This window comes from Streptomyces sp. NPDC107581, assembly GCF_055657175.1.
Genome location: NZ_JBVKBH010000002.1, coordinates 454,550 through 479,661, shown reverse-complemented (window position 1 = coordinate 479,661; position 25,112 = coordinate 454,550). Strand labels below are relative to the sequence as shown.

23 protein-coding genes are annotated in these 25,112 nt (G+C 71.0%); 20 read left to right on the top strand and 3 right to left on the bottom strand.

The annotated features are described in order from the left end of the window. Positions 1-139 precede the first annotated feature (139 nt). The gene (locus ACZ7P3_RS05680; protein WP_472079139.1) at positions 140-1,081 is read right to left on the bottom strand and encodes a cation diffusion facilitator family transporter; all 942 of its coding nucleotides are present in this window, start codon (positions 1,079-1,081) and stop codon (positions 140-142) included. 135 nt (positions 1,082-1,216) lie between these two features. Next, entirely contained in the window at positions 1,217-2,188 is a 972-nt protein-coding gene (galE, locus tag ACZ7P3_RS05675) for a UDP-glucose 4-epimerase GalE (protein ID WP_472079138.1), read from the bottom strand. Between the two features lie 277 nt (positions 2,189-2,465). Between galE and ACZ7P3_RS05670 the strand changes: the two genes are divergently transcribed. From ACZ7P3_RS05670 to ACZ7P3_RS05575, 20 genes are all read left to right on the top strand, one after another. Further along, positions 2,466-4,253, top strand: a complete 1,788-nt coding sequence (locus ACZ7P3_RS05670; RefSeq protein WP_472079137.1) for a DUF5941 domain-containing protein — start codon at positions 2,466-2,468, stop codon at positions 4,251-4,253. Next, complete coding sequence (locus tag ACZ7P3_RS05665; protein WP_472079135.1) at positions 4,250-5,002, top strand: phosphocholine cytidylyltransferase family protein; 753 nt, start codon at positions 4,250-4,252, stop codon at positions 5,000-5,002. The genes ACZ7P3_RS05670 and ACZ7P3_RS05665 overlap by 4 nt, the downstream gene beginning before the upstream one ends. Further along, on the top strand, positions 4,990-6,051 hold the full coding sequence (locus ACZ7P3_RS05660; RefSeq protein WP_472079134.1) for an iron-containing alcohol dehydrogenase family protein: 1,062 nt from the start codon (positions 4,990-4,992) through the stop codon (positions 6,049-6,051). Before ACZ7P3_RS05665 ends, ACZ7P3_RS05660 begins: the two co-directional genes overlap by 13 nt. Further along, positions 6,029-6,808: a CDP-alcohol phosphatidyltransferase family protein gene (locus tag ACZ7P3_RS05655; RefSeq protein WP_472079133.1), complete on the top strand. Its 780-nt coding sequence runs from the start codon at positions 6,029-6,031 to the stop codon at positions 6,806-6,808. The genes ACZ7P3_RS05660 and ACZ7P3_RS05655 overlap by 23 nt, the downstream gene beginning before the upstream one ends. A 5-nt stretch (positions 6,809-6,813) precedes the next feature. Beyond that, on the top strand, positions 6,814-7,686 hold the full coding sequence (locus tag ACZ7P3_RS05650) for a glycosyltransferase family 2 protein (RefSeq protein WP_472079131.1): 873 nt from the start codon (positions 6,814-6,816) through the stop codon (positions 7,684-7,686). A 112-nt stretch (positions 7,687-7,798) separates the two neighbouring features. After that, a complete protein-coding gene (locus ACZ7P3_RS05645) occupies positions 7,799-8,728 on the top strand; it encodes an ABC transporter permease (RefSeq protein ID WP_472079130.1) in 930 nt (309 codons plus the stop codon). Beyond that, positions 8,721-9,521 (top strand): ABC transporter ATP-binding protein, encoded by an 801-nt coding sequence (locus ACZ7P3_RS05640; RefSeq protein WP_472079129.1) that lies wholly within the window; start codon positions 8,721-8,723, stop codon positions 9,519-9,521. The genes ACZ7P3_RS05645 and ACZ7P3_RS05640 overlap by 8 nt, the downstream gene beginning before the upstream one ends. 330 nt (positions 9,522-9,851) lie before the next feature. Further along, positions 9,852-10,778 carry a squalene synthase HpnC gene (gene hpnC / locus ACZ7P3_RS05635; protein ID WP_472079128.1) on the top strand — a complete coding sequence of 309 codons (927 nt, stop codon included), beginning with the start codon at positions 9,852-9,854 and terminating at the stop codon, positions 10,776-10,778. Beyond that, a complete protein-coding gene (hpnD, locus tag ACZ7P3_RS05630; RefSeq protein WP_472079127.1) occupies positions 10,775-11,725 on the top strand; it encodes a presqualene diphosphate synthase HpnD in 951 nt (316 codons plus the stop codon). Before hpnC ends, hpnD begins: the two co-directional genes overlap by 4 nt. Next, positions 11,725-11,865, top strand: a complete 141-nt coding sequence (locus ACZ7P3_RS05625) for a DUF6380 family protein (RefSeq protein WP_472079126.1) — start codon at positions 11,725-11,727, stop codon at positions 11,863-11,865. Before hpnD ends, ACZ7P3_RS05625 begins: the two co-directional genes overlap by 1 nt. After that, a complete protein-coding gene (hpnE, locus tag ACZ7P3_RS05620) occupies positions 11,862-13,298 on the top strand; it encodes a hydroxysqualene dehydroxylase HpnE (RefSeq protein ID WP_472079125.1) in 1,437 nt (478 codons plus the stop codon). The genes ACZ7P3_RS05625 and hpnE overlap by 4 nt, the downstream gene beginning before the upstream one ends. Before the next feature lie 68 nt (positions 13,299-13,366). Next, a complete protein-coding gene (locus tag ACZ7P3_RS05615) occupies positions 13,367-14,431 on the top strand; it encodes a polyprenyl synthetase family protein (RefSeq protein ID WP_472079431.1) in 1,065 nt (354 codons plus the stop codon). A gap of 116 nt (positions 14,432-14,547) precedes the next feature. Further along, positions 14,548-16,575, top strand: coding sequence for a squalene--hopene cyclase (gene shc, locus ACZ7P3_RS05610; protein WP_472079124.1), 2,028 nt, complete (start codon positions 14,548-14,550; stop codon positions 16,573-16,575). After that, positions 16,576-17,232 (top strand): 5'-methylthioadenosine/S-adenosylhomocysteine nucleosidase family protein, encoded by a 657-nt coding sequence (locus ACZ7P3_RS05605; RefSeq protein ID WP_472079123.1) that lies wholly within the window; start codon positions 16,576-16,578, stop codon positions 17,230-17,232. A gap of 5 nt (positions 17,233-17,237) precedes the next feature. After that, positions 17,238-18,260, top strand: a complete 1,023-nt coding sequence (hpnH, locus tag ACZ7P3_RS05600; RefSeq protein WP_472079122.1) for an adenosyl-hopene transferase HpnH — start codon at positions 17,238-17,240, stop codon at positions 18,258-18,260. 4 nt (positions 18,261-18,264) lie between these two features. Next, positions 18,265-19,380 (top strand): flavodoxin-dependent (E)-4-hydroxy-3-methylbut-2-enyl-diphosphate synthase, encoded by a 1,116-nt coding sequence (gene ispG, locus ACZ7P3_RS05595; RefSeq protein ID WP_472079121.1) that lies wholly within the window; start codon positions 18,265-18,267, stop codon positions 19,378-19,380. Between the two features lie 35 nt (positions 19,381-19,415). Continuing rightward, on the top strand, positions 19,416-21,431 hold the full coding sequence (gene dxs / locus ACZ7P3_RS05590) for a 1-deoxy-D-xylulose-5-phosphate synthase (RefSeq protein WP_472079120.1): 2,016 nt from the start codon (positions 19,416-19,418) through the stop codon (positions 21,429-21,431). Then, positions 21,428-22,813, top strand: a complete 1,386-nt coding sequence (locus ACZ7P3_RS05585) for an aspartate aminotransferase family protein (RefSeq protein WP_472079119.1) — start codon at positions 21,428-21,430, stop codon at positions 22,811-22,813. Before dxs ends, ACZ7P3_RS05585 begins: the two co-directional genes overlap by 4 nt. Positions 22,814-23,238: 425 nt before the next feature. Beyond that, a complete protein-coding gene (locus ACZ7P3_RS05580) occupies positions 23,239-23,850 on the top strand; it encodes a helix-turn-helix domain-containing protein (RefSeq protein ID WP_472079118.1) in 612 nt (203 codons plus the stop codon). Then, the gene (locus tag ACZ7P3_RS05575) at positions 23,847-23,969 is read left to right on the top strand and encodes a DUF6126 family protein (RefSeq protein ID WP_472079117.1); all 123 of its coding nucleotides are present in this window, start codon (positions 23,847-23,849) and stop codon (positions 23,967-23,969) included. Before ACZ7P3_RS05580 ends, ACZ7P3_RS05575 begins: the two co-directional genes overlap by 4 nt. Before the next feature lie 196 nt (positions 23,970-24,165). On the opposite strand, the gene ACZ7P3_RS05570 is transcribed toward ACZ7P3_RS05575, so the two are convergent. Further along, a complete protein-coding gene (locus ACZ7P3_RS05570) occupies positions 24,166-24,963 on the bottom strand; it encodes a tyrosine-protein phosphatase (RefSeq protein WP_472079116.1) in 798 nt (265 codons plus the stop codon). Positions 24,964-25,112 lie beyond the last annotated feature (149 nt).

Genomic DNA, 25,112 nt, shown 5'->3' with positions numbered 1-25,112 from the left:
GTGATCGCTTCCTGGTGGCCGACGGCCTGTGACCTGTGACCGCTGACGTGTGACCTATGACCGGAGGCCGGTGGTCGATGACCGGTGGCCGACGAGCAGACGGTCAACGGCCGCCGGTCAATGGCCGACGATCAGACGGTCAATGGCACAGCCGTGCCTCGTGCTCCGCGTGCCCGCCCGGCTCCAGCTGGAAGGTGCAGTGCTCCACGTCGAAGTGGTCGCCCAGGCATCCCTGCAGCTCGTGCAGCATCTTCTCGTGGCCGATGGCGCTGAGCACCTCCGAGCTGACCACCACGTGGGCGGAGAGCACGGGCATGCCCGAGGTGATGGTCCAGGCGTGCAGGTCGTGCACGTCCTCCACGCCCTGCAGGGCCAGGATGTGCGCCCGCACATCCGCCATGTCGACGTCCTTCGGGGCCGCCTCCAGCAGCACGTCCAGCGTCTCGCGCAGCAGCTTCAGCGTCCTCGGCACGATCATCAGGCCGATGACCAGTGAGGCGACCGGGTCGGCTGCCTGCCAGCCCGTGGTCAGGATCACCGCGGCCGAGATCAGCACCGCCACCGAGCCCAGGGCGTCGGCGGCCACCTCCAGGAAGGCGCCGCGCACGTTCAGGCTCTCCTTCTGGCCGCGCATCAGCAGGAGGAGCGAGATGCTGTTCGCGACCAGGCCGATCAGGCCGAAGACGATCATCAGGCCGCCGCGGGTGTCCGCGGGCGTGACGAACCGCTGGACGGCCTCGTACAGCACGTATCCGCCCACGCCGAGCAGGAGCAGACAGTTGGCCAGGGCCGCCAGGATCTCGGCCCGGGCGTAGCCGAAGGTGCGGTTCGTGCTCGGCGGACGGTTCGCGAAGTGGATGGCGAGCAGCGCCATGACCAGGCCGACCGCGTCGGTGGCCATGTGCGCCGCATCGGCGATCAGGGCGAGCGAGTCCGCGACGAGACCGCCGACGATCTCGACCACCATGATCGTGAGCGTGATGCCCAGCGCGACGCGCAGCCGGCCGCGATATGCGGCGGCGGCCGTTCCCGTAGGGGGCGCGTGCGTGTGCGCATGCCCGTGGTCGTGCCCTGCCCCCATGAAAACCGCCTCTTCCGTGTTTTGCCCGGGCTCACAGTGAACTACGGGTGGGGGGTATCCGGCAACGCGGCACTGAACACCGTTGTCATGTGCTCTGACCTGCAGAAACGAACCGCTGGTCAGGGCGTCACGGGCTCACTTCCCGTGGTGCAGCTGCCAGCCCTGCCAGGCCGAGCCGACCATCTCGCGCACCCCGCGCCGGGCGCGCCAGCCCAGCGCCTCGGCGGCCCGCTCGGCCGAGGCCACCGCACGCGGCGCGTCCCCCGGGCGGCGCCCCTCGACCACCGGCGGCCGCCGTTCGCCGGTGACCTCCCCGATGACCTTGATCAGCTCGCGCACCGAGACACCCTCACCGCGCCCGATGTTCAGTGTCAGGTCGCCCGTGAGGTCCCCGTCGGCGAGCCGCCGCGCGGCCGCGAGGTGCGCCTCGGCGAGGTCGGCCACGTGGATGTAGTCCCGGACGCAGGTGCCGTCCGGCGTCGGATAGTCGTCGCCGAAGATCCGCGGGGCCTCGTCGCGGGTGAGCCGGTCGAAGACCATCGGCACGATGTTGAACACACCCGTGTCCGCGAGTTCCGGCGCCGCCGCGCCCGCCACGTTGAAATAGCGCAGGCACACCGTCGAGATCCCGTGCGCCCGCCCGGCCGCCCGCACCAGCCACTCCCCGGCCAGCTTGGTCTCGCCGTACGGGTTCACCGGCGCGCAGGGGGTGTCCTCGGTGATCAGCTCCACGTCCGGGTTGCCGTACACGGCCGCCGACGAGGAGAACAGCAGGCGGCCGATGCCCGCCTCGGCGACGGCGTCCAGCAGCGTGGCCAGGCCGCTCACGTTCTCCCGGTAGTAGCGGGTGGGCTCGGCCACCGACTCGGCGACCTGCTTGCGCGCCGCGAGGTGGACGACGCCCGTCACGCCGTACTCCGCGAAGACCCGCTTGAGCAGGTCCCCGTCCAGCGTCGAACCCGCGACGAGCGGGACTTCGGCCGGGAGCCGTGCGGGCACCGCGGCCGACAGGTCGTCCAGCGCCACGACACTCTCCCCGGCGCCGGTCATGGCCCGCGCCACATGTGCCCCGATGTATCCGGCTCCGCCGGTGATCAGCCACGTCATGGTCGCCCAGCCTATGCTGACAGGTCCGCATGTCCGTGATGCCGGGGGATGCCCGGTTCTGCGACCAAAGTTTGTGGGGTGGGCCCCGGATCACCGATGATGATCGCGGCAAAGGCCGGGGCAGTCCCCGTGGTCCGGACCGTGAACGGCCGGTGAACGCGGGCTTGTGCCCATCCGATAGCCTCTGCCGACATGCCGCCCGGGTGTCGCAGGTCAGGGGCGCCCCACCACGCTAAAGACCGGCGCCGATGCGCCGGCACCCAGGGAGTGAGTTCGGTTGCCGACCGCCATCGTCACCGGTCAGCCGGTCCCCGGATCGTCGCTCGAGAGCGATCTGCGGTCCCTCGGCTTCGACGTGCGTACGGCCACCGACGCCACCGAGGCGGAGACCCAGCTCGCGGCCGTCCCCGCCGACCGGCGCGTGGCCCTGGTCGACGCCCGCTTCGTCGGCCACCTGCACGCACTGCGGCTGGGCCTCACCGACCCGCGCTTCGAACTCGCCGCCGTCCCGGGCGCCCTCACCGCCCAGCCGGCCGCCCGCCGGGCGCTGACCCGGGCCCTGGCCCGGGAGGCCTCCGCCGGCGGAGGCACGGCGGTGGCCGTCGACAGCCTCGCCGACCGCATCGTCACCGCCCTCGACACTGACGGCTGCGAGGTCCGCAGGCCCGAGCTGGGCAGCCTGGTCGCCGCCGTCCCGGCCGACCCGCAGGCCCGCAACGAGGCCCGGCAGGCCGTCGCCGCCGTCGACGACGAGGCCGTACGCCTGAAGTCGGCCGTGAAGTCCCGCGACGGCTTCTTCACCACGTTCTTCATCAGCCCGTACTCGCGCTACATCGCCCGCTGGTGCGCCCGCCGGGGCCTGACCCCGAACCAGGTCACCACGGCCTCGCTGCTCACCGCGCTGATCGCGGCGGGCTGCGCGGCGACGGGCACCCGGGGCGGGTTCATCGCGGCCGGCGTACTGCTGATCGCCTCCTTCGTCCTGGACTGCACCGACGGCCAGCTCGCCCGCTACGCCCTCAAGTACTCCACGCTCGGCGCCTGGCTCGACGCCACCTTCGACCGGGCCAAGGAGTACGCCTACTACGCGGGGCTCGCCCTCGGCGCGGCCCGCGGCGGCGACGACGTGTGGGCGCTCGCCCTCGGCGCGATGATCCTGCAGACCTGCCGGCACGTGGTCGACTTCTCCTTCAACGAGGCCAACCACGACGCCACCGCCAACACCAGTCCCACCGCGGCCCTGTCCGACCGGCTGGACAGCGTCGGCTGGACGGTCTGGCTGCGCCGGATGATAGTCCTGCCGATCGGCGAGCGATGGGCGATGATCGCCGTTCTCACCGCGGCCACCACCCCCCGCATCACCTTCTACGTGCTGCTCGTCGGCTGTGCCTTGGCCGCGACGTACACCACCGCGGGCCGGGTGCTGCGGTCGCTGACCCGCAAGGCGAAGCGGACCGACCGGGCGGCGCAGGCCCTGGCCGACCTCGCCGACAACGGACCGCTCGCCGGGCTGGTGGCGAAGACCACTCGCGCCCGCCTCGGCGCCCCGCTGATCGTGGCCCTGGCCGGCACCGCCGTCCTCACCGTGTCCCTCTTCTCCGGGGTGACCTGGGCGCCCGTCGCCGGTGCCGCCGTCTACGCCGTCACCTCGGGCCAGGCCCTGTACCGACCCCTCAAGGGCGCCCTCGACTGGCTGGTCCCGCCGCTCTTCCGGGCGGCCGAGTACGGCACCGTGCTCGTCCTGGCGAGTAAAGCTGGGGTAAACGGGGCCCTTCCTGCGGCTTTCGGCCTGGTGGCCGCCGTCGCCTACCATCACTACGACACGGTCTACCGCATCCGCGGCAACGCCGGAGCGCCCCCGGCCTGGCTGGTGCGCGTCATCGGTGGACAGGAGGGGCGCACGCTGCTCGTCACCGTCCTGGCCGCGGTGCTCACCGCCTCGCAGTTCAAGGTCGCGCTCACGGTCCTGGCCGTGGCCGTCGCCCTGCTGGTGCTCGTCGAGAGCATCCGCTTCTGGGTGTCCGCTGGGGCGCCCGCCGTACACGACGAAGGAGAACCCGCATGATCGGCCTCGTGCTGGCGGCCGGCGCCGGACGGCGTCTGCGCCCCTACACCGACAGCCTTCCCAAGGCTCTGGTGCCGGTGGGCCCTGCGGGCATAGAGGACTCGATCACCGTGCTCGACCTCACGCTCGGCAACTTCGCCGAGATCGGTCTGACCGAGGTCGCGGTCATCGTCGGCTACCGCAAGGAGGCCGTCTACGAGCGCAAGGCGGCTCTGGAGGCGAAGTACGGCCTCAAGATCACTCTCATCGACAACGACAAGGCCGAGGAGTGGAACAACGCCTACTCCCTGTGGTGCGGCCGTGACGCCCTCAAGGACGGCGTGATCCTCGCCAACGGCGACACCGTGCACCCGGTCTCCGTCGAGAAGACGCTGCTCGCCGCCCGTGGCGAGGGCAGGCGCATCATCCTCGCCCTCGACACGGTGAAGAACCTCGCGGACGAGGAGATGAAGGTCGTCGTCGACCCCGAGAAGGGCATGACGAAGATCACCAAGCTGATGGATCCCGCCGAGGCCACCGGCGAGTACATCGGCGTCACCCTCATCGAGGGCGACGCCGCCCCCGAGCTGGCCGACGCGCTGAAGACGGTCTGGGAGACCGACCCGCAGCAGTTCTACGAGCACGGCTACCAGGAGCTGGTCAACCGCGGCTTCCGGATCGACGTGGCACCGATCGGCGACGTCAAGTGGGTCGAGATCGACAACCACGACGACCTCGCCAGGGGACGGGAGATCGCGTGCCAGTACTGACCCGGCTCATCCCGTCGCCGGTCGTCGTGGACATCCGCCCGGGTGCCCTGGACGACCTGGCGGGCGTGCTCGCCGACGAACGCATCTCGCAGTCCGGCCGGCTCGCCGTCGCCGTCAGCAACGGCTCCGGCAGCAAGCTGCGCGAGCGCATCGCCCCCACGCTGCCCGGCGCCAGCTGGTACGAGGTCGGCGGCGGCACCCTCGACGACGCCGTGCGGCTGGCCGGCGACATAAAGGCCGGCCACTACGACGCCGTCGTCGGCCTCGGCGGCGGCAAGATCATCGACTGCGCCAAGTTCGCCGCGGCCCGGGTCGGCCTGCCCCTCGTCGCCGTACCGACGAACCTCGCGCACGACGGACTGTGCTCGCCGGTCGCCACCCTGGACAACGACGCCGGGCGCGGCTCCTACGGCGTGCCGAACCCGATCGCGGTCGTCATCGACCTGGACGTGATCCGCGAGGCACCGGCGCGCTTCGTACGGGCCGGCATCGGCGACGCGATCTCCAACATCAACTCGATCGCGGACTGGGAGCTGTCCCACCGCGTCAACGGCGAGAAGATCGACGGTCTCGCCGCCGCCATGGCCCGCCAGGCCGGCGAGGCGGTGCTGAGGCACCCCGGCGGCATCGGGGAGAACGACTTCCTCCAGGTGCTCGCCGAGGCGCTGGTCCTCACCGGCATCGCGATGTCGATCTCGGGTGACTCCCGGCCCGCCTCGGGCTCCTGCCACGAGATCAACCACGCCTTCGACCTGCTCTTCCCCAAGCGTGCCGCCAGCCACGGCGAGCAGTGCGGGCTCGGCGCCGCCTTCGCGATGTACCTGCGCGGAGCGCACGAGGAGGCGGTGTACATGGCCGGGGTGCTGCGCCGGCACGGGCTTCCGGTACTGCCGGTGGAGATCGGCTTCACGGTGGACGAGTTCGTCCGCGCCGTGGAGTTCGCCCCGGAGACCAGACCCGGGCGCTACACGATCCTCGAACACCTCGACCTCAAGACGAACCAGATCAAGGACATCTACGCCGACTATGTCAAGGCCATCGGTAGCTGAACTCCGCCCGGTCGTCCACCCCGCGGGGGTGAAGGACCGGCGCAGCGGTGAGCACTGGGCGGGACGCCTCTACATGCGCGAGGTGTCTCTGCGCGTCGACCGCTACCTGGTGAACACCAGGGTCACGCCCAACCAGCTCACGTACCTGATGACCGTCTGCGGCGTGCTCGCGGCCCCGGCCCTGCTGGTGCCGGGGATCGCGGGCGCCGTGCTCGGCGTGGTCGCCACCCAGCTGTACCTGCTGCTGGACTGCGTCGACGGCGAGATCGCCCGCTGGAAGAAGCAGTACTCGCTCGGCGGGGTCTACCTGGACCGCGTCGGCGCCTATCTGACCGACGCGGCCGTCCTGGTCGGCCTCGGCCTGCGCGCCGCCGACCTGTGGGGCAGCGGGCGCATCGACTGGCTCTGGGCCTTCCTCGGCACCCTCGCCGCCCTCGGCGCCATCCTGATCAAGGCCGAGACCGACCTGGTCGGCGTCGCCCGGCACCAGGCCGGGATGCCCCCGGTCAAGGAGGCCGCCTCCGAGCCGCGCTCCTCCGGCATGGCGCTGGCCCGCCGGGCCGCCTCGGCGCTCAAGTTCCACCGGCTCATCCTCGGCATCGAGGCCTCGCTGCTGATCCTGGTCCTCGCCGTCGCGGACCAGGTGCGCGGCGACCTGTTCTTCACCCGGCTCGGCACCGCCGTCCTCGCCGGCATCGCCCTCCTGCAGACCCTGCTGCACCTGGTGTCCATCCTCGTCTCCAGCAGGCTGAGGTGAACGGCATGAAGGTCGGCGCGGTCATCATCACCATGGGCAACCGCCCCGAGGAGCTGCGAGCCCTGCTCGACTCGGTCGCCAAGCAGGACGGCGACCGGGTCGAGGTGGTCGTCGTCGGCAACGGCTCGCCCGTCCCGGACGTCCCCGAAGGCGTACGGACCATAGAACTGCCCGAGAACCTGGGCATCCCCGGCGGCCGCAACGTCGGCATAGAGGCCTTCGGCCCCAGCGGCCGCGACGTCGACATACTGCTCTTCCTCGACGACGACGGCCTGCTCGCCCGGCACGACACCGCAGAGCTGTGCCGCGCGGCGTTCGAGGCCGACCCGAAGCTCGGCATCATCAGCTTCCGCATCGCCGACCCGGACACGGGCGACACCCAGCGCCGGCACGTGCCGCGGCTGCGCGCCTCCGACCCGATGCGCTCCTCCCGGGTCACCACCTTCCTCGGCGGCGCCAACGCCGTGCGCACCCGGGTCTTCGCCGAGGCCGGCGTGCTGCCGGACGAATTCTTCTACGCCCACGAGGAGACCGACCTGGCCTGGCGGGCCCTCGACGCGGGCTGGATGATCGACTACCGGTCCGACATGGTCCTGTACCACCCGACGACCGCACCCTCGCGGCACGCGGTGTACCACCGCATGGTCGCCCGCAACCGGGTCTGGCTGGCCCGCCGGAACCTCCCCGCGCTCCTGGTCCCCGTCTACCTCGGGGTCTGGCTGCTCCTCACCCTGCTGCGCCGCCCCTCGGGGCCGGCCCTCAAGGCCTGGTTCGGCGGCTTCAGGGAGGGCTGGACCACTCCGTGCGGTCCCCGTCGCCCCATGCGCTGGCGCACCGTGTGGCGGCTGACCCGACTGGGCCGGCCCCCGGTGATCTGACAAGCTCGACGTGCGGGGCCGCGCACTCCCGGCGCGCCCGGGGAAGGATCCGGCGCACGCGATCGACGAACACGATGCCTACGACGCACTCGAAGACGAAAGCTTTCCTCCTGTGAGTGAGACAACGCATGACGGCGGTGTCGCGGTGACCGCGGCCCCGTCACCCGACGAGGGACTGACGGCGGCGCAGCTCGCCGCCAAGTACGGGCTCGCCGTGAGCGGCGCCCGGCCCTCCCTTGTCGAGTACGTCCGTCAGCTGTGGGGGCGGCGCCACTTCGTCCTCGCCTTCTCCCAGGCCAAGCTGACCGCCCAGTACAGCCAGGCCAAGCTCGGCCAGCTGTGGCAGGTGGCGACACCGCTGCTGAACGCGGCCGTGTACTACTTCATCTTCGGCGTCATCCTGCACGCGAGCCGGGGCATGTCGAAGGACGTGTACATCCCGTTCCTGGTCACGGGCGTGTTCGTCTTCACCTTCACGCAGAGCTCGGTGATGTCGGGCGTCCGGGCGATCTCCGGCAACCTGGGCCTGGTGCGCGCCCTGCACTTCCCGCGCGCCTCGCTGCCCGTCTCCTTCTCGCTGCAGCAGCTGCAGCAGCTGCTCTTCTCGATGATCGTGCTGTTCCTCGTCGCGCTCGGGTTCGGCAGCTACCCGAGCGCCTCCTGGCTGCTGATCGTGCCGGTTCTGCTGATGCAGTTCCTGTTCAACACCGGGCTCGCGCTGATCGTGGCGCGCATGGGCGCCAAGACGCCCGACCTCGCCCAGCTGATGCCGTTCATCCTGCGTACCTGGATGTACACGTCCGGTGTCATGTTCTCCATCAACAAGATGATGGAGGGCCGCTCCGAGCTGGCGGTCCGGCTGCTCCAGGTCAACCCGGCCGCCGTCTACATGGACCTGATGCGCTACGCGCTGATCGACGGGTACGGCGCCTCGAACCTGCCGCCGCACGTCTGGGCCATCGCCCTGTTCTGGGCCGTGGTGGTCTTCGCCGGCGGCTTCGTGTACTTCTGGAAGGCGGAGGAGAGGTACGGCCGTGGCTGAGCAGAACGCCGAGCAGAACATCAGGGACCCGCGCCCGACGGTCATCGCGGACGACCTGCACATCGTGTACCGGGTCAACGGTGCCAAGACCGGCAAGGGCAGCGCTACGGCCGCCCTCAGCCGCATCCTCAAGCGAGGCTCCGACGACACGGCGCGCGGGGTGCGCAAGGTGCACGCCGTGCGCGGTGTGTCCTTCGTCGCCTACCGCGGCGAGGCCATCGGCCTGATCGGCTCCAACGGATCCGGCAAGTCCACGCTGCTGCGCGCCATCGCCGGTCTGCTGCCCGCCGAGAGGGGCAAGGTCTACACCGACGGCCAGCCCTCGCTGCTCGGTGTGAACGCGGCCCTGATGAACGACCTCACCGGTGAGCGCAACGTCATCCTCGGCGGCCTCGCCATGGGCATGTCCCGTGAGCAGGTCAAGGAGCGCTACCAGGACATCGTCGACTTCTCGGGCATCAACGAGAAGGGCGACTTCATCACGCTGCCGATGCGGACCTACTCCTCCGGCATGGCGGCGCGGCTGCGCTTCTCCATCGCCGCCGCCAAGGACCACGACGTCCTCATGATCGACGAGGCGCTGGCCACCGGTGACCGCAAGTTCCAGAAGCGCTCCGAGGAACGCATCCGGGAGCTGCGCAAGGACGCGGGCACGGTGTTTCTGGTCAGCCACAACAACAAGTCCATCCGCGACACCTGCGACCGCGTCCTGTGGCTGGAACGCGGCGAGCTGCGCTTGGACGGACCCACCGAAGAGGTCCTGCAGGAGTACGAGAAGTTCACGGGCAGGTAACCCCTGATCGGCCCAGGGCCCCGCCGGAACCTTCCGGTGGGGCCCCGCGTCTGCAAAGGAAGCGTCAACTCGCTCTGGTCTTAGGAATCTTGACGCCAATCGGTGTGTTGTTGTGATGCGCAGGACACCCCGCCCGACCTCGCTGCGTTGTACAACGTAAGCTGTACCGGTCCCGGAAAGCGGCAAGTGGGGCGATAATGCGCGACACCCTCCGCGGGGCAGCCCCGCGGCAGACCGGGCGGCGTGTCCGAAATAGTGTGTATTGGATCGGCAGTGTAGAACGGGAGATGTGACGGCAATGGCTACGGAAACTCCCCAGCTCAGCGCAGCATGTGCCGTCCCCGCCACGGGCAGCGCGCGGTGACGGGAACCGATACGGCGCCGGCACTGGAACGCGCCACGCTGGACAAGGCCGCGAGCGAGAACTTCCCCGTGGCCCCCTTCTTCCTGCCCCGTGCCTGGCGCGACGACCTCATGGCCGTCTACGGCTTCGCCCGCCTCGTGGACGACATCGGTGACGGCGATCTGGCCCCCGGCGGCGCCGACGCGCGCATCCTGGGCGTGTCGGCCACCGAGGCCGAAGACCGCCTCCTTCTCCTCGACGCCTCCGAGGCCGACCTGCGGCGTGTCTTCGACGGCACGCCCCGCCACCCCCTGCTGCGCCGCCTGCAGCCCACCGTCCGCCGCCGCTCCCTCACCCCCGAGCCCTTCCTCGGCCTGATCGCCGCCAACCGCCAGGACCAGCTCGTCACCCGGTACGAGACCTACGACGACCTCCTCGCCTACTGCGAGCTGTCCGCCAACCCCGTCGGCCGACTCGTCCTCGCCGTCACCGGTACCGCGACCCCCGAGCGGAACCGTCTCTCCGACGCGATCTGCACCGCCCTGCAGATCGTGGAACACGTCCAGGACGTCGCCGAGGACCTCGGCCGCGACCGTATCTACCTGCCGGCCGAGGACATGAAACGCTTCCACGTCCAGGAAACCGATCTGGCCGCGAAAACCGCGGGCGCATCGGTGCGCGCCCTGGTTGCATATGAAGCGCAACGCGCCCGCGATCTGCTGAATGAAGGCGCCCCCCTGGTGGGTAGCGTCCACGGCAGGTTGAAGCTGCTGCTCGCAGGGTTCGTGGCGGGAGGAAGGGCGGCGGTCCGCGCGATCGCCGCCGCCGAATACGACGTACTTCCCGGCCCGCCCAGACCCGGCAAGGTCCAGTTGCTGCGCGAGGCGGGCGTGATCCTGCGAGGAGAGGGGTGATCCGGACCGTGGATACTCCGCCACACGTGTCCGCACCGGTACTCGCCGCCTACAGCTACTGCGAGGCCGTCACCGGACAACAGGCCCGCAACTTCGCGTACGGCATCCGGCTGCTGCCGACGCCCAAGCGGCGCGCCATGTCGGCGCTGTACGCCTTCTCCCGGCGTGTCGACGACATCGGCGACGGCGACCTGCCGGACGAGATCAAGGTGAAGCGGCTGGAGGACACCCGGGCGCTGCTCACCCGCGTCCGTGAGGGCGGGGTCGAGGAGGACGACACCGACCCGGTGGCCGTCGCCCTCACCCATGCCGCGCGCGCCTTCCCTATCCCGCTGGGCGGTCTGGACGAGCTGATCGACGGCGTCCAGATGGACACGCGCGGGGAGACCTACGAGACCTGGGACGATCTGAAGGTCTACTGCCGCTGTGTGGCCGGTGCCATCGGCCGCCTCTCGCTGGGCGTGTTCGGTACGGAACCGGGGGCGCGCGGCGCCGAGCGCGCACCCGAGTACGCCGACACGCTCGGTCTCGCGCTCCAGCTCACCAACATCCTCAGAGACGTGCGCGAGGACGCCGAGGGCGGCCGTACCTATCTGCCCGCCGACGACCTGGCCAAGTTCGGCTGCTCGGCCGGGTTCAACGGGCCGACGCCACCGGAGGGCTCCGACTTCGCGGGCCTCGTCCACTTCGAAGTGCGACGGGCCCGTGCCCTTTTCGCCGAGGGCTACCGGCTGCTCCCCATGCTCGACCGGCGCAGCGGTGCGTGCGTGGCCGCCATGGCCGGCATCTACCGCCGGCTGCTGGACCGGATCGAGCGCGAGCCGGAGGCCGTGCTGCGCGGCCGGGTCTCGCTGCCCGGACGCGAGAAGGCCTATGTCGCCGTACGCGGGCTGTCCGGTCTCGACACCCGGCACGTGTCCCGGCGGACCGTCAGGAGGCGCGCCTGATGGACCCCGTGGACCCGGCCGGCTCCGAAGACCCGCAGCGGCGGGCAACCCTCCGCTGCGGCGTGGCGTCCCTGACTGCGACGGCCGACCGTGCACCGTTCAACCTGCACGCTCGGCACGCACGGAAGGACGCACGATGAGCGACGGCTCGCGCTCCGAGGGGGCGCACGCCGACACCCCGGCACCGGCGGCCGCGGCAGGCCGCAGCGCCGTCGTGGTCGGCGGCGGCCTCGCCGGGATCACCGCGGCGCTCGCGCTCGCCGACGCGGGCGTCCGCGTCACTCTGCTCGAAGGCAGACCCAGGCTGGGCGGCCTCGCCTTCTCCTTCCAGCGCGGTGAGCTGACCGTCGACAACGGCCAGCACGTGTACCTGCGCTGCTGCACCGCCTACCGCTGGTTCCTCGACCGGATCGAGGGCGCGGCACTGGCACCGCTGCAGGACCGCCTGGACGTGCCCGTCGTCGACGTCGCCAAGCCCGAGGGCAGACGGCTCGGCAGGCTGCGGCGCGACCGGCTGCCCGTCCCCCTCCACCTGGGGCGCAGCCTGGCAGCCTATCCGCATCTCTCGTTCGCCGAGCGTGCCGCGGTCGGGCGGGCCGCGCTCGCGCTCAAGGGGCTCGACCTCGCCGATCCGACCCTGGACACCCAGGACTTCGGCAGCTGGCTGGCCGCTCACGGCCAGTCGGCGCGTGCCATCGAGGCCCTGTGGGACCTGGTCGGGGTCGCCACCCTCAACGCGGTCGCGGGCGACGCCTCGCTGGGGCTCGCCGCGATGGTGTTCAAGACCGGTCTGCTGTCCGACCCGGGCGCGGCCGACATCGGCTGGGCCCATGTCCCGCTGGGCGAACTGCACGACCGGCTGGCCCGCAAGGCGCTCGACTCCGCGGGCGTCCGTACCGAGGTCCGTACACGCGTCACCTCCGTCTCTACCAACGAGAACGGGACCTGGAGCGTTCAGGTTCCCGGCGAGACGCTCCACGCCGACGCGGTCGTCCTCGCCGTACCCCAGCGCGAGACCCACGACCTGCTGCCGCCCGGCGCCCTCGACGCCCCCGAGCAGCTGCTCCGCATCGGCACCGCCCCCATCCTCAACGTGCATGTGGTCTACGACCGCAAGGTGCTCGCCGGGCCCTTCTTCGCCGCCCTCGGCACCCCCGTGCAGTGGGTCTTCGACCGCACCGACGCCTCCGGGCTCGCCGAGGGGCAGTACCTGGCGCTGTCCCAGTCGGCCGCGCAGGACGAGATCGACGCACCGGTCGCCGCGCTCCGCGAGCGCTACCTGTCCGAGCTGGAGCGCCTGATCCCCGGAGCCCGCGACGCGGTGGTGAAGGACTTCTTCGTGACCCGGGAGCGCACCGCCACGTTCGCTCCCACCCCCGGCGTCGGGCGGCTGCGGCCCGGCGCCCGCACCAAGTCCCCCGGCCTGTACCTGGCCGGAGCGTGGACCGCCACCGGGTGGCCCGCGACCATGGAGAGTGCGGTCCGCAGTGGAGTGAGCGCGGCCGACGCCGCGCTGAGCGCCCTGGGCCGGCCACGCCCGAGCCGTCTCTTCGCGTTCGAGGAGGCGGCCTGATGCTCGGTCGGCGCGCGGCAGGTCCCCGCACCCCCGGTACCGCAACAAGAGGAGAGACTGTGCCCACTGTGCCCCCGGCCTCGACGCCCGCTCGGAGGACCGCGGTGGACGTGACCGCGCTTCTGGAGCGCGGCCGGACCCTGGCCACACCGGTCCTGCGTGCGGCCGTCGACCGCCTGGCGCCTCCCATGGACACCGTCGCCGCCTACCACTTCGGCTGGATCGACGCCGCCGGCAACCCGGCCGACGGCGACGGTGGCAAGGCCGTCCGTCCCGCCCTGGCCGTGCTCTCCGCCGAGGTCACCGGCGCCGCACCCGAGGTGGGCATCCCCGGGGCCGTCGCCGTCGAACTGGTCCACAACTTCTCGCTGCTGCACGACGACCTGATGGACGGCGACGAGCAGCGCCGCCACCGCGACACCGTCTGGAAGGTGCACGGCCCCGCCCAGGCCATCCTCGTCGGCGACGCCCTGTTCGCCCTCGCCAACGAGATCCTGCTGGAACTCGGCACCGTCGAGGCCGGCCGCGCCACCCGCCGGCTGACCACCGCCACCCGCGCCCTGATCGACGGTCAGGCGCAGGACATCTCCTACGAGCACCGCGACCGCGTCAGCGTCGAGGAGTGCCTGGAGATGGAGGGCAACAAGACCGGCGCCCTGCTCGCCGCCTCCAGCTCCATCGGCGCGGTGCTCGGCGGCGCCGACGACCGCACCGCGGACGCGCTGGAGAAGTACGGCTACCACCTGGGCCTCGCCTTCCAGGCCGTGGACGACCTCCTCGGCATCTGGGGCGACCCCGAGGCCACCGGCAAGCAGACCTGGAGCGACCTGCGCCAGCGCAAGAAGTCCCTGCCGGTGGTGGCCGCGCTCGCGGCGGGCGGCCCCGCCTCCGAGCGGCTCGGCGAGATCCTCGCCGCCGACGCCAAGAGCAGCGACTTCGCGACCTTCTCCGAGGAGGAGTTCGCGGCCCGCGCCGCCCTCATCGAGGAGGCGGGCGGCCGCGAGTGGACGGCCGGGGAAGCGCGCCGTCAGCACACCGTCGCCATCGAAGCCCTCGACGCCGTCGACATGCCCGAGCAGGTACGGGCCGCCTTCACGGCGCTCGCCGACTTCGTCGTCGTACGAAAGAGATGATCACTATCGGTCGAATAGCCCTCGCGTAGTCGCCGGCCGGTGTCGAGGGACGACGGACACCGGCCGACGGCGGACCCACAGCAGCACGACTCGTACGACTGCACGAAGGGGAAGCCATGACAGCGACGACCGACGGAAGCACCGGAGCGACCCTGCCGCCCCGCGCTGCCGCGGCCAGCGAAACCGACATCACCACCTCCGCGGCGGCCGGGGTGCAAGACGCCGCCGAACGCGCCGCGAGGCGCGCCACCGACTTCCTGCTCGCGCAGCAGGACGCCCAGGGCTGGTGGAAGGGCGACCTCGAGACGAACGTCACCATGGACGCCGAGGACCTGCTGCTCCGTCAGTTCCTGGGGATCCGCGACGAGGCGACGACGCGGGCCGCCGCGCTGTTCATCCGCGGTGAGCAGCGCGAGGACGGCAGCTGGGCCACCTTCTACGACGGCCCCGGCGAACTCTCCGCCACCATCGAGGCGTACGTCGCCCTCCGGCTGGCCGGCGACCCGCCCGACGCCCCGCACATGGCGAAGGCCTCCGCCTGGACCCGCGAGCGCGGCGGCATCGCCGCCTCCCGTGTGTTCACCCGGATCTGGCTCGCCCTGTTCGGCTGGTGGAAGTGGGAGGACCTGCCCGAACTCCCGCCGGAGCTCATCTACTTCCCCAGCTGGATGCCGCTCAACATCTACGACTTCGGATGCTGGGCCCGCCAGACCATCGTCCCGCTGACCGTAGTCTCGGCCAAGCGCCCGGTCCGCCCGGCGCCCTTCCCGCTGGACGAGCTGCACACCGACCCGGCCGACCCCAACCCGGCCAAGCCGCTCGCCCCCGTGGCCAGTTGGGACGGCGCCTTCCAGCGGCTGGACAAGGCGCTGCACCGGCTGCGCAAGGTCGCCCCGCGCCGGCTGCGCAAGGCCGCGATGAACTCCGCCGCCCGCTGGATCATCGAGCGGCAGGAGAACGACGGCTGCTGGGGCGGCATCCAGCCGCCCGCCGTGTACTCGGTCATCGCCCTGTACCTGCTCGGCTACGACCTGGAGCACCCGGTGATGCGCGAGGGTCTCGCGTCGCTGGACCGTTTCGCCGTGTGGCGCGAGGACGGCGCCCGGATGATCGAGGCCTGCCAGTCCCCGGTGTGGGACACCTGTCTCGCCACCATCGCGCTGGTCGACGCCGGACTGCCCACCGACCACCCGCAACTGGTCAGGGCCGCCGACTGGATGCTCGGCGAGGAGATCGTCCGGCCCGGCGACTGGGCCGTGAAGCGGCCCGGGCTGCCGCCCGGCGGCTGGGCGTTCGAGTTCCACAACGACAACTACCCCGACATCGACGACACCGCCGAGGTCGCCCTCGCGCTGCGCCGGGTCCGGCATCACGACCCCGAGCGGGTGGACCGGGCGATCGGACGCGCGGTGCGCTGGAACCTCGGGATGCAGTCGAAGAACGGTGCGTGGGGCGCCTTCGACGTCGACAACACCAGCCCGTTCCCGAACCGGCTCCCGTTCTGCGACTTCGGCGAGGTCATCGACCCGCCGTCGGCGGACGTCACCGCGCACGTCGTGGAGATGCTCGCCGCCGAAGGCCTCGCCCACGACCCGCGCACCCGGCGCGGCATCGAGTGGCTGCTGGCCGAACAGGAGCCGGACGGCTCGTGGTTCGGCCGCTGGGGCGTCAACTACATCTACGGCACCGGCTCGGTGGTGCCCGCGCTCACCGCGGCCGGCCTGCCCGGCTCCCACCCGGCGATCCGGCGGGCGGTTACCTGGCTGGAGAGCGTCCAGAACGACGACGGCGGCTGGGGCGAGGACCTGCGCTCCTACAAGTACGCCAAGGAGTGGAGCGGTCGCGGGGCCTCCACCGCCTCCCAGACCGCATGGGCGCTGATGGCGCTGCTCGCGGCGGGGGAGACGGACTCCAAGGCCGTCGAGCGCGGCATCCGGTGGCTGGCCGAGACCCAGCGCGAGGACGGTTCCTGGGACGAGCCGCACTTCACCGGCACCGGCTTCCCCTGGGACTTCTCCATCAACTACCACCTCTACCGGCAGGTGTTCCCGCTCACCGCGCTCGGCCGGTACCTGCACGGCGACCCCTTCGACCGGCACCTCGCAGCGGGCAAGAGGCCGCTCGCCGAGGCCAAGGGGCACTGAATGAACACCCGGCCCGCCCCGGCCCCGCTGCTGGTCGCCTGCGCGCTCGGCATCGAGCACCTCGCCCTGCGCACCGGCGACCTGGGCGGGAAGGACAAGCACGGCGCCGGCGGGCCGTTCACCGTCGTCCGCACGGGGATGGGCCCCAGGGCGGCGGAACGTTCGGTCGGCCGGCACCTGGCCGGGCCGGACCTGGCCGACGCGGCCGTGCTGGCCACCGGCTTCTGCGCCGGACTCGCCCCCGGCATGCACCCCGGCGACCTGGTCGTCGCCGAGGAGACCCGGGACCCGCGCGGGACCGTCCCGTGCGTGGGCACCGGGCTGTTGGTCAAGGAACTCGCCCGCATCCTGCCCGGACGCACCGTCCACACCGGCCCGCTCACCGGCTCCGACCATGTGGTGCGCGGCCCGGAGCGCTCCGACCTGCTCGCCACCGGCGCGATCGCGGTCGACATGGAGTCGGCGGCCACGCTCCTGAGCGCCGTCCGCGCGGGCGAGCGCCCGGTTGCGGCCGTACGGGTGGTCGTGGACGCTCCAGAACATGAACTCGTCCGGATCGGCACAGTGCGCGGTGGAATATCAGCTTTCCGTGTTCTTCGTTCCGTTCTTCCAGCTTTCTTTGAATGGCACCGTTCTTTGCTGCTCCCCCGGAGGTGAGCCAGATGGCCATGCCGCTGCGTCAGTCCATCAAGGTTGCTACATACCTGGCTGAACAGAAGATCCGCAGGCGGGACAAGTTTCCGCTCATCGTCGAGCTGGAGCCGCTCTTCGCCTGCAATCTCAAGTGTGAGGGGTGCGGCAAGATCCAGCACCCGGCCGGAGTGCTCAAGCAGCGCATGCCGGTCGCGCAGGCGGTGGGCGCGGTGCTGGAGTCCGGTGCGCCGATGGTGTCCATCGCCGGTGGAGAACCGTTGATGCACCCTCAGATCGACGAGATCGTGCGCCAGTTGGTGGCCAAGAGGAAATACGTCTTCCTGTGCACCAACGCCATGCTGCTGCGCAAGAAGATGGACAACTTCAAGCCCTCCCCGTACTTCGCGTTCGCGGTGCACATCGACGGGCTGCGCGAGCGGCACGACGAATCCGTTGCGAAGGAGGGCGTGTTCGACGAGGCGGTGGAAGCCATCAAGGAGGCCAAGCGCCGCGGCTTCCGGGTGACCACCAACTCGACCTTCTTCAACACCGACACCCCGCAGACGATCGTCGAGGTGCTCAACTTCCTCAACGACGACCTGCACGTCGACGAGATGATGATCTCGCCCGCCTACGCCTACGAGAAGGCGCCCGACCAGGAGCACTTCCTCGGCGTCGAGCAGACCCGCGAACTGTTCAAGAAGGCATTCTCCGGCGGCAACCGCAAGCGCTGGCGGCTCAACCACTCCCCGCTCTTCCTGGACTTCCTGGAGGGCAAGGTCGACTTCCCGTGCACCGCGTGGGCGATCCCGAACTACTCGCTCTTCGGCTGGCAGCGCCCCTGCTACCTGATGAGCGACGGGTACGTGCCCACCTACCGCGAGCTCATCGAGAAGACCGACTGGGACAAGTACGGCCGCGGCAAGGACCCGCGCTGCGCCAACTGCATGGCGCACTGCGGCTACGAGCCCACCGCTGTCCTGGCCACCATGGGCTCCCTGAAGGAGTCGCTGCGGGCCATGCGCGAGACCGTCTCGGGAAACCGGGAGTGACGCCATGACCGCCGTCCCTCTGGGCCTTCCCGGGGTACCGGCCCGGCCGGTCGCACCGCGGCGCGTGTCGCGGCAGATCCATGTCGGGCCGGTGGCGGTCGGGGGCGGAGCCCCGGTGTCGGTGCAGTCGATGACGACGACGCGGACGTCGGACATCGGAGCCACCCTGCAGCAGATAGCGGAACTGACCGCGTCCGGCTGCCAGATCGTCCGCGTCGCCTGCCCCACGCAGGACGACGCGGACGCCCTTGCGACCATCGCCCGCAAGTCGCAGATCCCGGTGATCGCGGACATCCACTTCCAGCCGAAGTACGTGTTCGCGGCCATCGAGGCGGGCTGCGCGGCGGTCCGGGTGAACCCGGGCAACATCAAGAAGTTCGACGACCAGGTGAAGGAGATCGCGCGGGCCGCGAAGGACCACGGCACGCCGGTCCGGATCGGCGTCAACGCGGGTTCCCTCGACCGGCGGCTGCTGCAGAAGTACGGCAGGGCGACCCCGGAGGCCCTGGTCGAGAGCGCCCTGTGGGAGGCGTCGCTCTTCGAGGAGCACGACTTCCGCGACATCAAGATCTCGGTCAAGCACAACGATCCGGTCGTGATGATCGAGGCGTACCGGCAGCTCGCCGAGCAGTGCGACTATCCGCTGCACCTCGGCGTCACCGAGGCGGGGCCGGCGTTCCAGGGCACCGTCAAGTCGGCCGTGGCGTTCGGTGCGCTGCTGTCGCGGGGCATCGGCGACACCGTCCGCGTCTCCCTGTCGGCGCCGCCCGCCGAGGAGGTCAAGGTCGGCATCCAGATCCTGGAGTCCCTGGGGCTGCGGCAGCGGCGCCTGGAGATCGTCTCCTGCCCGTCCTGCGGGCGGGCCCAGGTCGACGTCTACAAGCTCGCCGACGAGGTCACGGCGGGACTGGACGGCATGGAGGTGCCGCTCAGGGTCGCGGTGATGGGCTGTGTGGTCAACGGTCCGGGCGAGGCCCGCGAGGCGGACCTCGGGGTTGCCTCGGGCAACGGCAAGGGTCAGATCTTCGTGAAGGGCGAGGTCGTCAAGACCGTGCCCGAGTCGAAGATCGTGGAGACCCTCATCGAGGAGGCCATGAAGCTGGCCGAGCGGACCAGGTGAAGTGAGGCAAGGCACGGACCGAGAGGGGGCCGAGCGTGACGATTCTGGAGAACATCCGGGGACCACGCGAGCTGAAGGCGCTGTCCGAGGCGGAACTCGGCGAACTGTCCGAAGAAATCCGTGAGTTCCTGGTGCACGCGGTGTCGAGAACCGGCGGGCACCTCGGGCCCAATCTGGGGGTGGTGGAACTCGCCATCGCGCTCCACCGGGTCTTCGAGTCACCGGTCGACCGCATCCTGTGGGACACCGGCCATCAGAGCTATGTCCACAAACTGCTGACGGGGCGCCAGGACTTCTCCAAGCTGCGCGGCAAGGGGGGCCTGTCCGGCTACCCCTCGCGCGAGGAGTCCGAGCACGACGTCATCGAGAACAGCCACGCCTCCACGGCGCTCGGCTGGGCCGACGGCCTGGCCAAGGCCCACCAGGTGCAGGGGGAGAAGGGCCATGTCGTCGCGGTCATCGGCGACGGCGCGCTGACCGGCGGAATGGCCTGGGAGGCGCTGAACAACATCGCCGCCGCCAAGGACCGGCCGCTGATCATCGTCGTGAACGACAACGAGAGATCGTACGCACCGACCATCGGCGGCCTGGCCAATCACCTCGCCACCCTGCGCACCACCGACGGCTACGAGAAGGTCCTCGCCTGGGGCAAGGACGTCCTGCTGCGGACTCCGGTCGTCGGCCACACCCTCTACGAGTCCCTGCACGGCGCGAAGAAGGGCTTCAAGGACGCCTTCGCCCCGCAGGGCATGTTCGAGGACCTGGGGCTGAAGTACGTCGGCCCGATCGACGGCCACGACATCAAGGCCGTCGAGTCGGCCCTGCGCCGCGCGAAACGTTTCCACGGGCCGGTCCTGGTCCACTGCCTCACGGAGAAGGGCTGCGGCTACGAGCCGGCCCTCGCCCACGAGGAGGACCACTTCCACACCGTCGGCGTGATGGACCCGCTGACCTGCGAGCCGCTCGCACCCTCCAACGGGCCCTCCTGGACCTCGGTGTTCGGCGACGAGATCGTCAGGATCGGTCAGGAGCGCGAGGACGTCGTGGCGATCACGGCGGCCATGCTGCACCCGGTGGGCCTCGGCAAGTTCGCCGAACGCTTCCCCGGCCGGGTGTGGGACGTCGGCATCGCCGAGCAGCACGCTGCGGTCTCCGCGGCCGGTCTCGCCACCGGCGGCCTGCACCCGGTCGTGGCCGTCTACGCCACCTTCCTCAACCGCGCCTTCGACCAGCTGCTGATGGACGTCGCCCTGCACCGCTGCGGGGTGACCTTCGTGCTGGACCGGGCCGGCGTCACCGGAGTGGACGGGGCCTCCCACAACGGCATGTGGGACATGTCCGTCCTCCAGGTCGTGCCGGGCCTCAGGATCGCCGCCCCGCGCGACGCCGACCAGCTGCGCGCCCAGCTGCGGGAGGCCGTCGCCGTCGACGACGCGCCCACCCTGGTCCGCTTCCCGAAGGAGTCGGTGGGCCCCGGGATCCCGGCGACCGGCCACGTCGGCGGCATGGACGTCCTGCACCACGGCGAACACCCCGAGGTGCTGCTGGTGTCCGTCGGCGTGATGGCGCCGGTGTGCCTGCAGGCCGCCGAGCTGCTGGCGGCCCGGGGCATCCCCTGCACGGTCGTGGACCCCCGTTGGGTCAAGCCCGTCGACCCCGCCCTGCCGGGCCTGGCCGCCGCACACCGTCTGGTGGCCGTCGTGGAGGACAACAGCCGGGCCGCCGGGGTCGGTTCGGCCGTGGCCCTCGCCCTCGGTGACGCGGACGTGGACGTGCCGGTACGCCGGTTCGGCATTCCGGAGCAGTTCCTCGCGCACGCCAAGCGCGGCGAGGTGCTGGCCGACATCGGGCTCACGCCCGTCGAGATCGCGGGACGGATCGGTGCGAGCCTGGCCGTCATGGACGGGCCGGCGGCCGACGCGGGTCCCGCCGTCACGGACGGGCCGGCCGCCGACGCGGGTCCCGCCGTCACGGACGCGGGCCTCGCCGTCGTGAACGCCGGTTCCCGCGTCAAGGACTCGGGGGGCCCAGTCAAGGAGAGAGCTGAATGACCACGGAGTTCGACCTCGGGGCCCTCCTCTCGGGGCGCGGAGCCGAGCGCTACGAGCTGCACGCGAAGTACCTCAACCCGCAGCTCCCGCGCATGCTGCACACCATCGGCTTCGACAAGATCTACGAGCGCGCCGAGGGCGCCCACTTCTACGACGCCGACGGCAACGACCACCTGGACATGCTCGCCGGGTTCGGGGTGATGGGCCTCGGCCGTCACCACCCGGTCGTCCGCAAGGCGCTGCACGATGTCCTGGACCTGAGCCTCGCCGACCTCACCCGCTTCGACTGCCAGCCGCTGCCCGGGCTGCTGGCGGAGCGGCTGCTCACCCACAGCCCGCACCTGGACCGGGTGTTCTTCGGGAACAGCGGCACGGAAGCCGTGGAGACCGCCCTGAAGTTCGCCCGCTACGCCACCGGCAGGCCGCGCGTCCTCTACTGCGAGCACGCCTTCCACGGCCTGACGACCGGCTCCCTGTCGGTCAACGGCGAGGACGGCTTCCGCGACGGTTTCGCCCCGCTGCTGCCCGACACCGCCGTACCCCTCGGCGACCTCGACGCACTCGCCCGGGAGCTGAAGAAGGGCGACGTGGCCGCCCTGATCGTGGAACCGATCCAGGGCAAGGGCGTGCACGAGGCCCCGCCCGGCTATCTGCGCGCCGCGCAGGACCTGCTGCACCGGCACAAGGCGCTGCTCATCGCCGACGAGGTGCAGACCGGCCTCGGCCGCACCGCCGACTTCTACGCCTACCAGCACGAGGACGGCGTCGAACCCGACCTGGTCTGCGTGGCCAAGGCGCTGTCCGGCGGCTACGTCCCGGTCGGCGCCACCCTGGGCAAGGACTGGATCTTCAAGAAGGTCTACTCGTCCATGGACCGGGTCCTGGTCCACTCGGCGAGCTTCGGGTCCAACGCCCAGGCCATGGCGGCCGGCCTCGCCGTGCTCGCGGTGATGGAGGACGAGCAGATCGTCGCCGGCGTCCGCACGACGGGCGAGCTGCTGAAGTCCCGGCTCACCGCGCTGATCGACAAGTACGAACTGCTCGCCGACGTCCGCGGCCGGGGCCTGATGATCGGCATCGAGTTCGGCAGACCCGCGTCGCTGAAGCTTCGCAGCCGCTGGACCATGCTCCAGGCCGCACGCAAGGGCCTGTTCGCCCAGATGGTCGTCGTACCGCTGCTGCAGCGGCACCGGATCCTCACCCAGGTCTCCGGCGACCACCTGGAGGTGATCAAGCTGATCCCGCCGCTGGTCATCGACGAGGCGGACGTGGACCGGTTCATCGACGCCTTCACGGCCGTGATGGACGACGCCCACAGCGGCGGCGGCCTGATGTGGGACTTCGGCAAGACCCTGATCAAGCAGGCGGTGGCCAACCGCTAGCCCGAGCCACCGGCCGGGGCCGCACACACGCCCCCGGCCGGTGACCCGGACGACCGGCCCGGCCCGCACAGCCGTCCGGCGGACTCACGCACCCTTGAATCGATCGCACGTTCTGATCATCCCGGGCGCAATCAGCCCATGCCGACCACCGCGGGGCAGCTGCTCTCCGCGCTCCGACCGCTGCCGTTCCCCGCCCGTCTCGCACTGACCGCGAAGACTGCTCACCGGCTGGCGGAGGAAGGGCGGCTCACTCCGCTTCTCCTCGATCTCGACGCGCGCGGGCCCTACGAGCGGCGGCTCACTGACGTGCGACACCTGGCATACGTGAGAATGACGACCAGGGAGTGACCATCGCGCCCCTCGCGGCGTTTTGCCTCTGAGGCAAGAAATTTGCCGCTCAGGCAAGGCTGCGGCTCAATGGAGACATGAACGCTCCCGAGCCGGTGCCCGGCGAGGAACTGCCCGCCGTCGCCCCTCAGCTGCGCGCCCTGCGCCGGCGCACCGGCCTCACCCTGGAGGCTGCGGCCCGGTCCGCCGGGCTCTCGCCGGCCCACCTCTCCCGGCTGGAGACCGGCCGGCGCCAGCCCTCGCTGCCGATGCTGCTCGCGCTCGCGCGTATCTACGGTACGACCGTCTCGGAGCTGCTCGGCGAGACGGTCGCCGACCGGGACGCCATCGTGCGCGCCGGCGACATGGAACCGACCCGCGCGGGCGGCTGGACGTACTTCCAGGCCGGAGCCCCCGGCCGGGGCATGCAGGCGCTGCGCGTCCGGGTGCCGTACGGCACCCAGGGCGACATCGTGCGCGTCCACCCGGGCGAGGAGTGGCTCTACGTCCTCGAAGGGCGGCTGCGGCTGCGCCTCGGCGACACCGCACACCTGCTCGCGCCCGGCGACAGCGCGCACTTCGACTCGCTGACCCCGCACCGCCTCGCCGCCGAGGATCACGACGGCGTGGAGCTGCTGTTCGTCCACACCCTGTTGCAGAGTCCCACGGCCACGCTGTGCCTGGGCCCCCTGACCGGAGAACTGCCATGAGCGATTTCGAGGAGAAGTTCCCCCGAGCCCTGTGGATCCGCCTCATCATCTACATCGCCCTCGGGCACGTCCTGGCCGCGTTCCTCTACCTGCTGTTCGCGGTCGGAGCCAAGGGCTGACCGCCGGGCGCGGAGAAATTGCCGGGCGCGGAGAATCGCCGCACACCGAGAACCGCCGGGCAGTGAGAACCGGCGGGCACCGAGAACCGCCGGGCACGGAGCGGTGTCAGGGTGCCGGGCGGTGTCAGGGCACGGAGTGGTGTCAGGGTGCCGGGCGGTGTCAGGGCACGGAGTGGTGCCAGGGTGCCGGGCGGTGTCAGTCGAGCAGGCGCTCGCGCAGCCGCTCCCGGGTCTGAGGGGTGAGCCGCAGGCCCTGCTCGAAGTAGGCGTCCACGCCGCCCCAGGTCTCGTCGATGCTCTCGAACGCCGCCTGCAGATACTCGGCGCGTGCGTCGAAGAGCGGGCTGAGCAGCTCCATCACCTCGGGTGTGTACGCGGTGTCCGGGCTGCCGTTGCGGCGGACCTTGTAGCGACGGTGCTTGGCGTTGGACTCCAGGTAGTCCGCGACGATCGCCTCGCGCTCCACTCCCACGGCGAGGAGCGTGACGGCTATGGAGATGCCGGCGCGGTCCTTGCCCGCCGCACAGTGCATCAGCGCGGGCACGCTGTCCTCGGCGAGCGCGTGCAGCACCCGGGAGTGCTCGGCGGTGCGCTCCTTGACGATCGTCCGGTACGAGGTGACCATCCGGGCCGCTGCCCTGCCGTCGGCGAGGATGCCGTGCAACTGGTCCAGGTCGCCGTCGCGGACCATCTTCCAGAACTCGGCGCCGTCCGCGGGGTCGCTCAGCGGCAGGTTCACGTTCCGCACGCCGGGCAGCTCGACGTCCGGGCCCTCCAGCTTCTGGTCGGCCCCGTTGCGGAAGTCGAAGATCGTGTGCAGGCCCAGGGAGGCGAGGAAGGCCGCGTCGTCCTCGGTCGCGTGCGCCAGGTGGCCGCTGCGGAACAGCACTCCGTGGCGCACCCGCCGTCCGTCCACGGCCGGCAGTCCGCCCACGTCACGGAAATTGCGCACTCCGGCCAGTTCGGGCTCGGTCGAGGGGACCTGCTGCGTCACGGGGGCTCCTCCCAGTCGGCCCCGTCGGCACGGCTCGTCGACGGGCGCTCAGTCGACCATACGACATCGATTTCCTCAGGCAATGAGTTGTCCACAGGCGTTGCCACCAGGGGCCGCAGGGCCTGATGATGTTCGTACTTGAGCGGATC

What these genes read in the sequence shown, in the direction of transcription:
- shc (WP_472079124.1), top strand. Translation starts at nt 14,548, where the DNA reads ATGACAGCGACGACCGACGGAAGCACCGGAGCGACCCTGCCGCCCCGC.
- ACZ7P3_RS05680 (WP_472079139.1), bottom strand. Translation starts at nt 1,081, where the DNA reads ATGGGGGCAGGGCACGACCACGGGCATGCGCACACGCACGCGCCCCCT.
- galE (WP_472079138.1), bottom strand. Translation starts at nt 2,188, where the DNA reads ATGACGTGGCTGATCACCGGCGGAGCCGGATACATCGGGGCACATGTG.
- ACZ7P3_RS05665 (WP_472079135.1), top strand. Translation starts at nt 4,250, where the DNA reads ATGATCGGCCTCGTGCTGGCGGCCGGCGCCGGACGGCGTCTGCGCCCC.
- hpnH (WP_472079122.1), top strand. Translation starts at nt 17,238, where the DNA reads ATGGCCATGCCGCTGCGTCAGTCCATCAAGGTTGCTACATACCTGGCT.
- hpnE (WP_472079125.1), top strand. Translation starts at nt 11,862, where the DNA reads ATGAGCGACGGCTCGCGCTCCGAGGGGGCGCACGCCGACACCCCGGCA.
- ispG (WP_472079121.1), top strand. Translation starts at nt 18,265, where the DNA reads ATGACCGCCGTCCCTCTGGGCCTTCCCGGGGTACCGGCCCGGCCGGTC.
- ACZ7P3_RS05655 (WP_472079133.1), top strand. Translation starts at nt 6,029, where the DNA reads ATGTCAAGGCCATCGGTAGCTGAACTCCGCCCGGTCGTCCACCCCGCG.
- ACZ7P3_RS05605 (WP_472079123.1), top strand. Translation starts at nt 16,576, where the DNA reads ATGAACACCCGGCCCGCCCCGGCCCCGCTGCTGGTCGCCTGCGCGCTC.
- ACZ7P3_RS05575 (WP_472079117.1), top strand. Translation starts at nt 23,847, where the DNA reads ATGAGCGATTTCGAGGAGAAGTTCCCCCGAGCCCTGTGGATCCGCCTC.
- ACZ7P3_RS05580 (WP_472079118.1), top strand. Translation starts at nt 23,239, where the DNA reads ATGAACGCTCCCGAGCCGGTGCCCGGCGAGGAACTGCCCGCCGTCGCC.
- ACZ7P3_RS05585 (WP_472079119.1), top strand. Translation starts at nt 21,428, where the DNA reads ATGACCACGGAGTTCGACCTCGGGGCCCTCCTCTCGGGGCGCGGAGCC.
- hpnC (WP_472079128.1), top strand. Translation starts at nt 9,852, where the DNA reads ATGTGCCGTCCCCGCCACGGGCAGCGCGCGGTGACGGGAACCGATACG.
- ACZ7P3_RS05650 (WP_472079131.1), top strand. Translation starts at nt 6,814, where the DNA reads ATGAAGGTCGGCGCGGTCATCATCACCATGGGCAACCGCCCCGAGGAG.
- ACZ7P3_RS05625 (WP_472079126.1), top strand. Translation starts at nt 11,725, where the DNA reads ATGGACCCCGTGGACCCGGCCGGCTCCGAAGACCCGCAGCGGCGGGCA.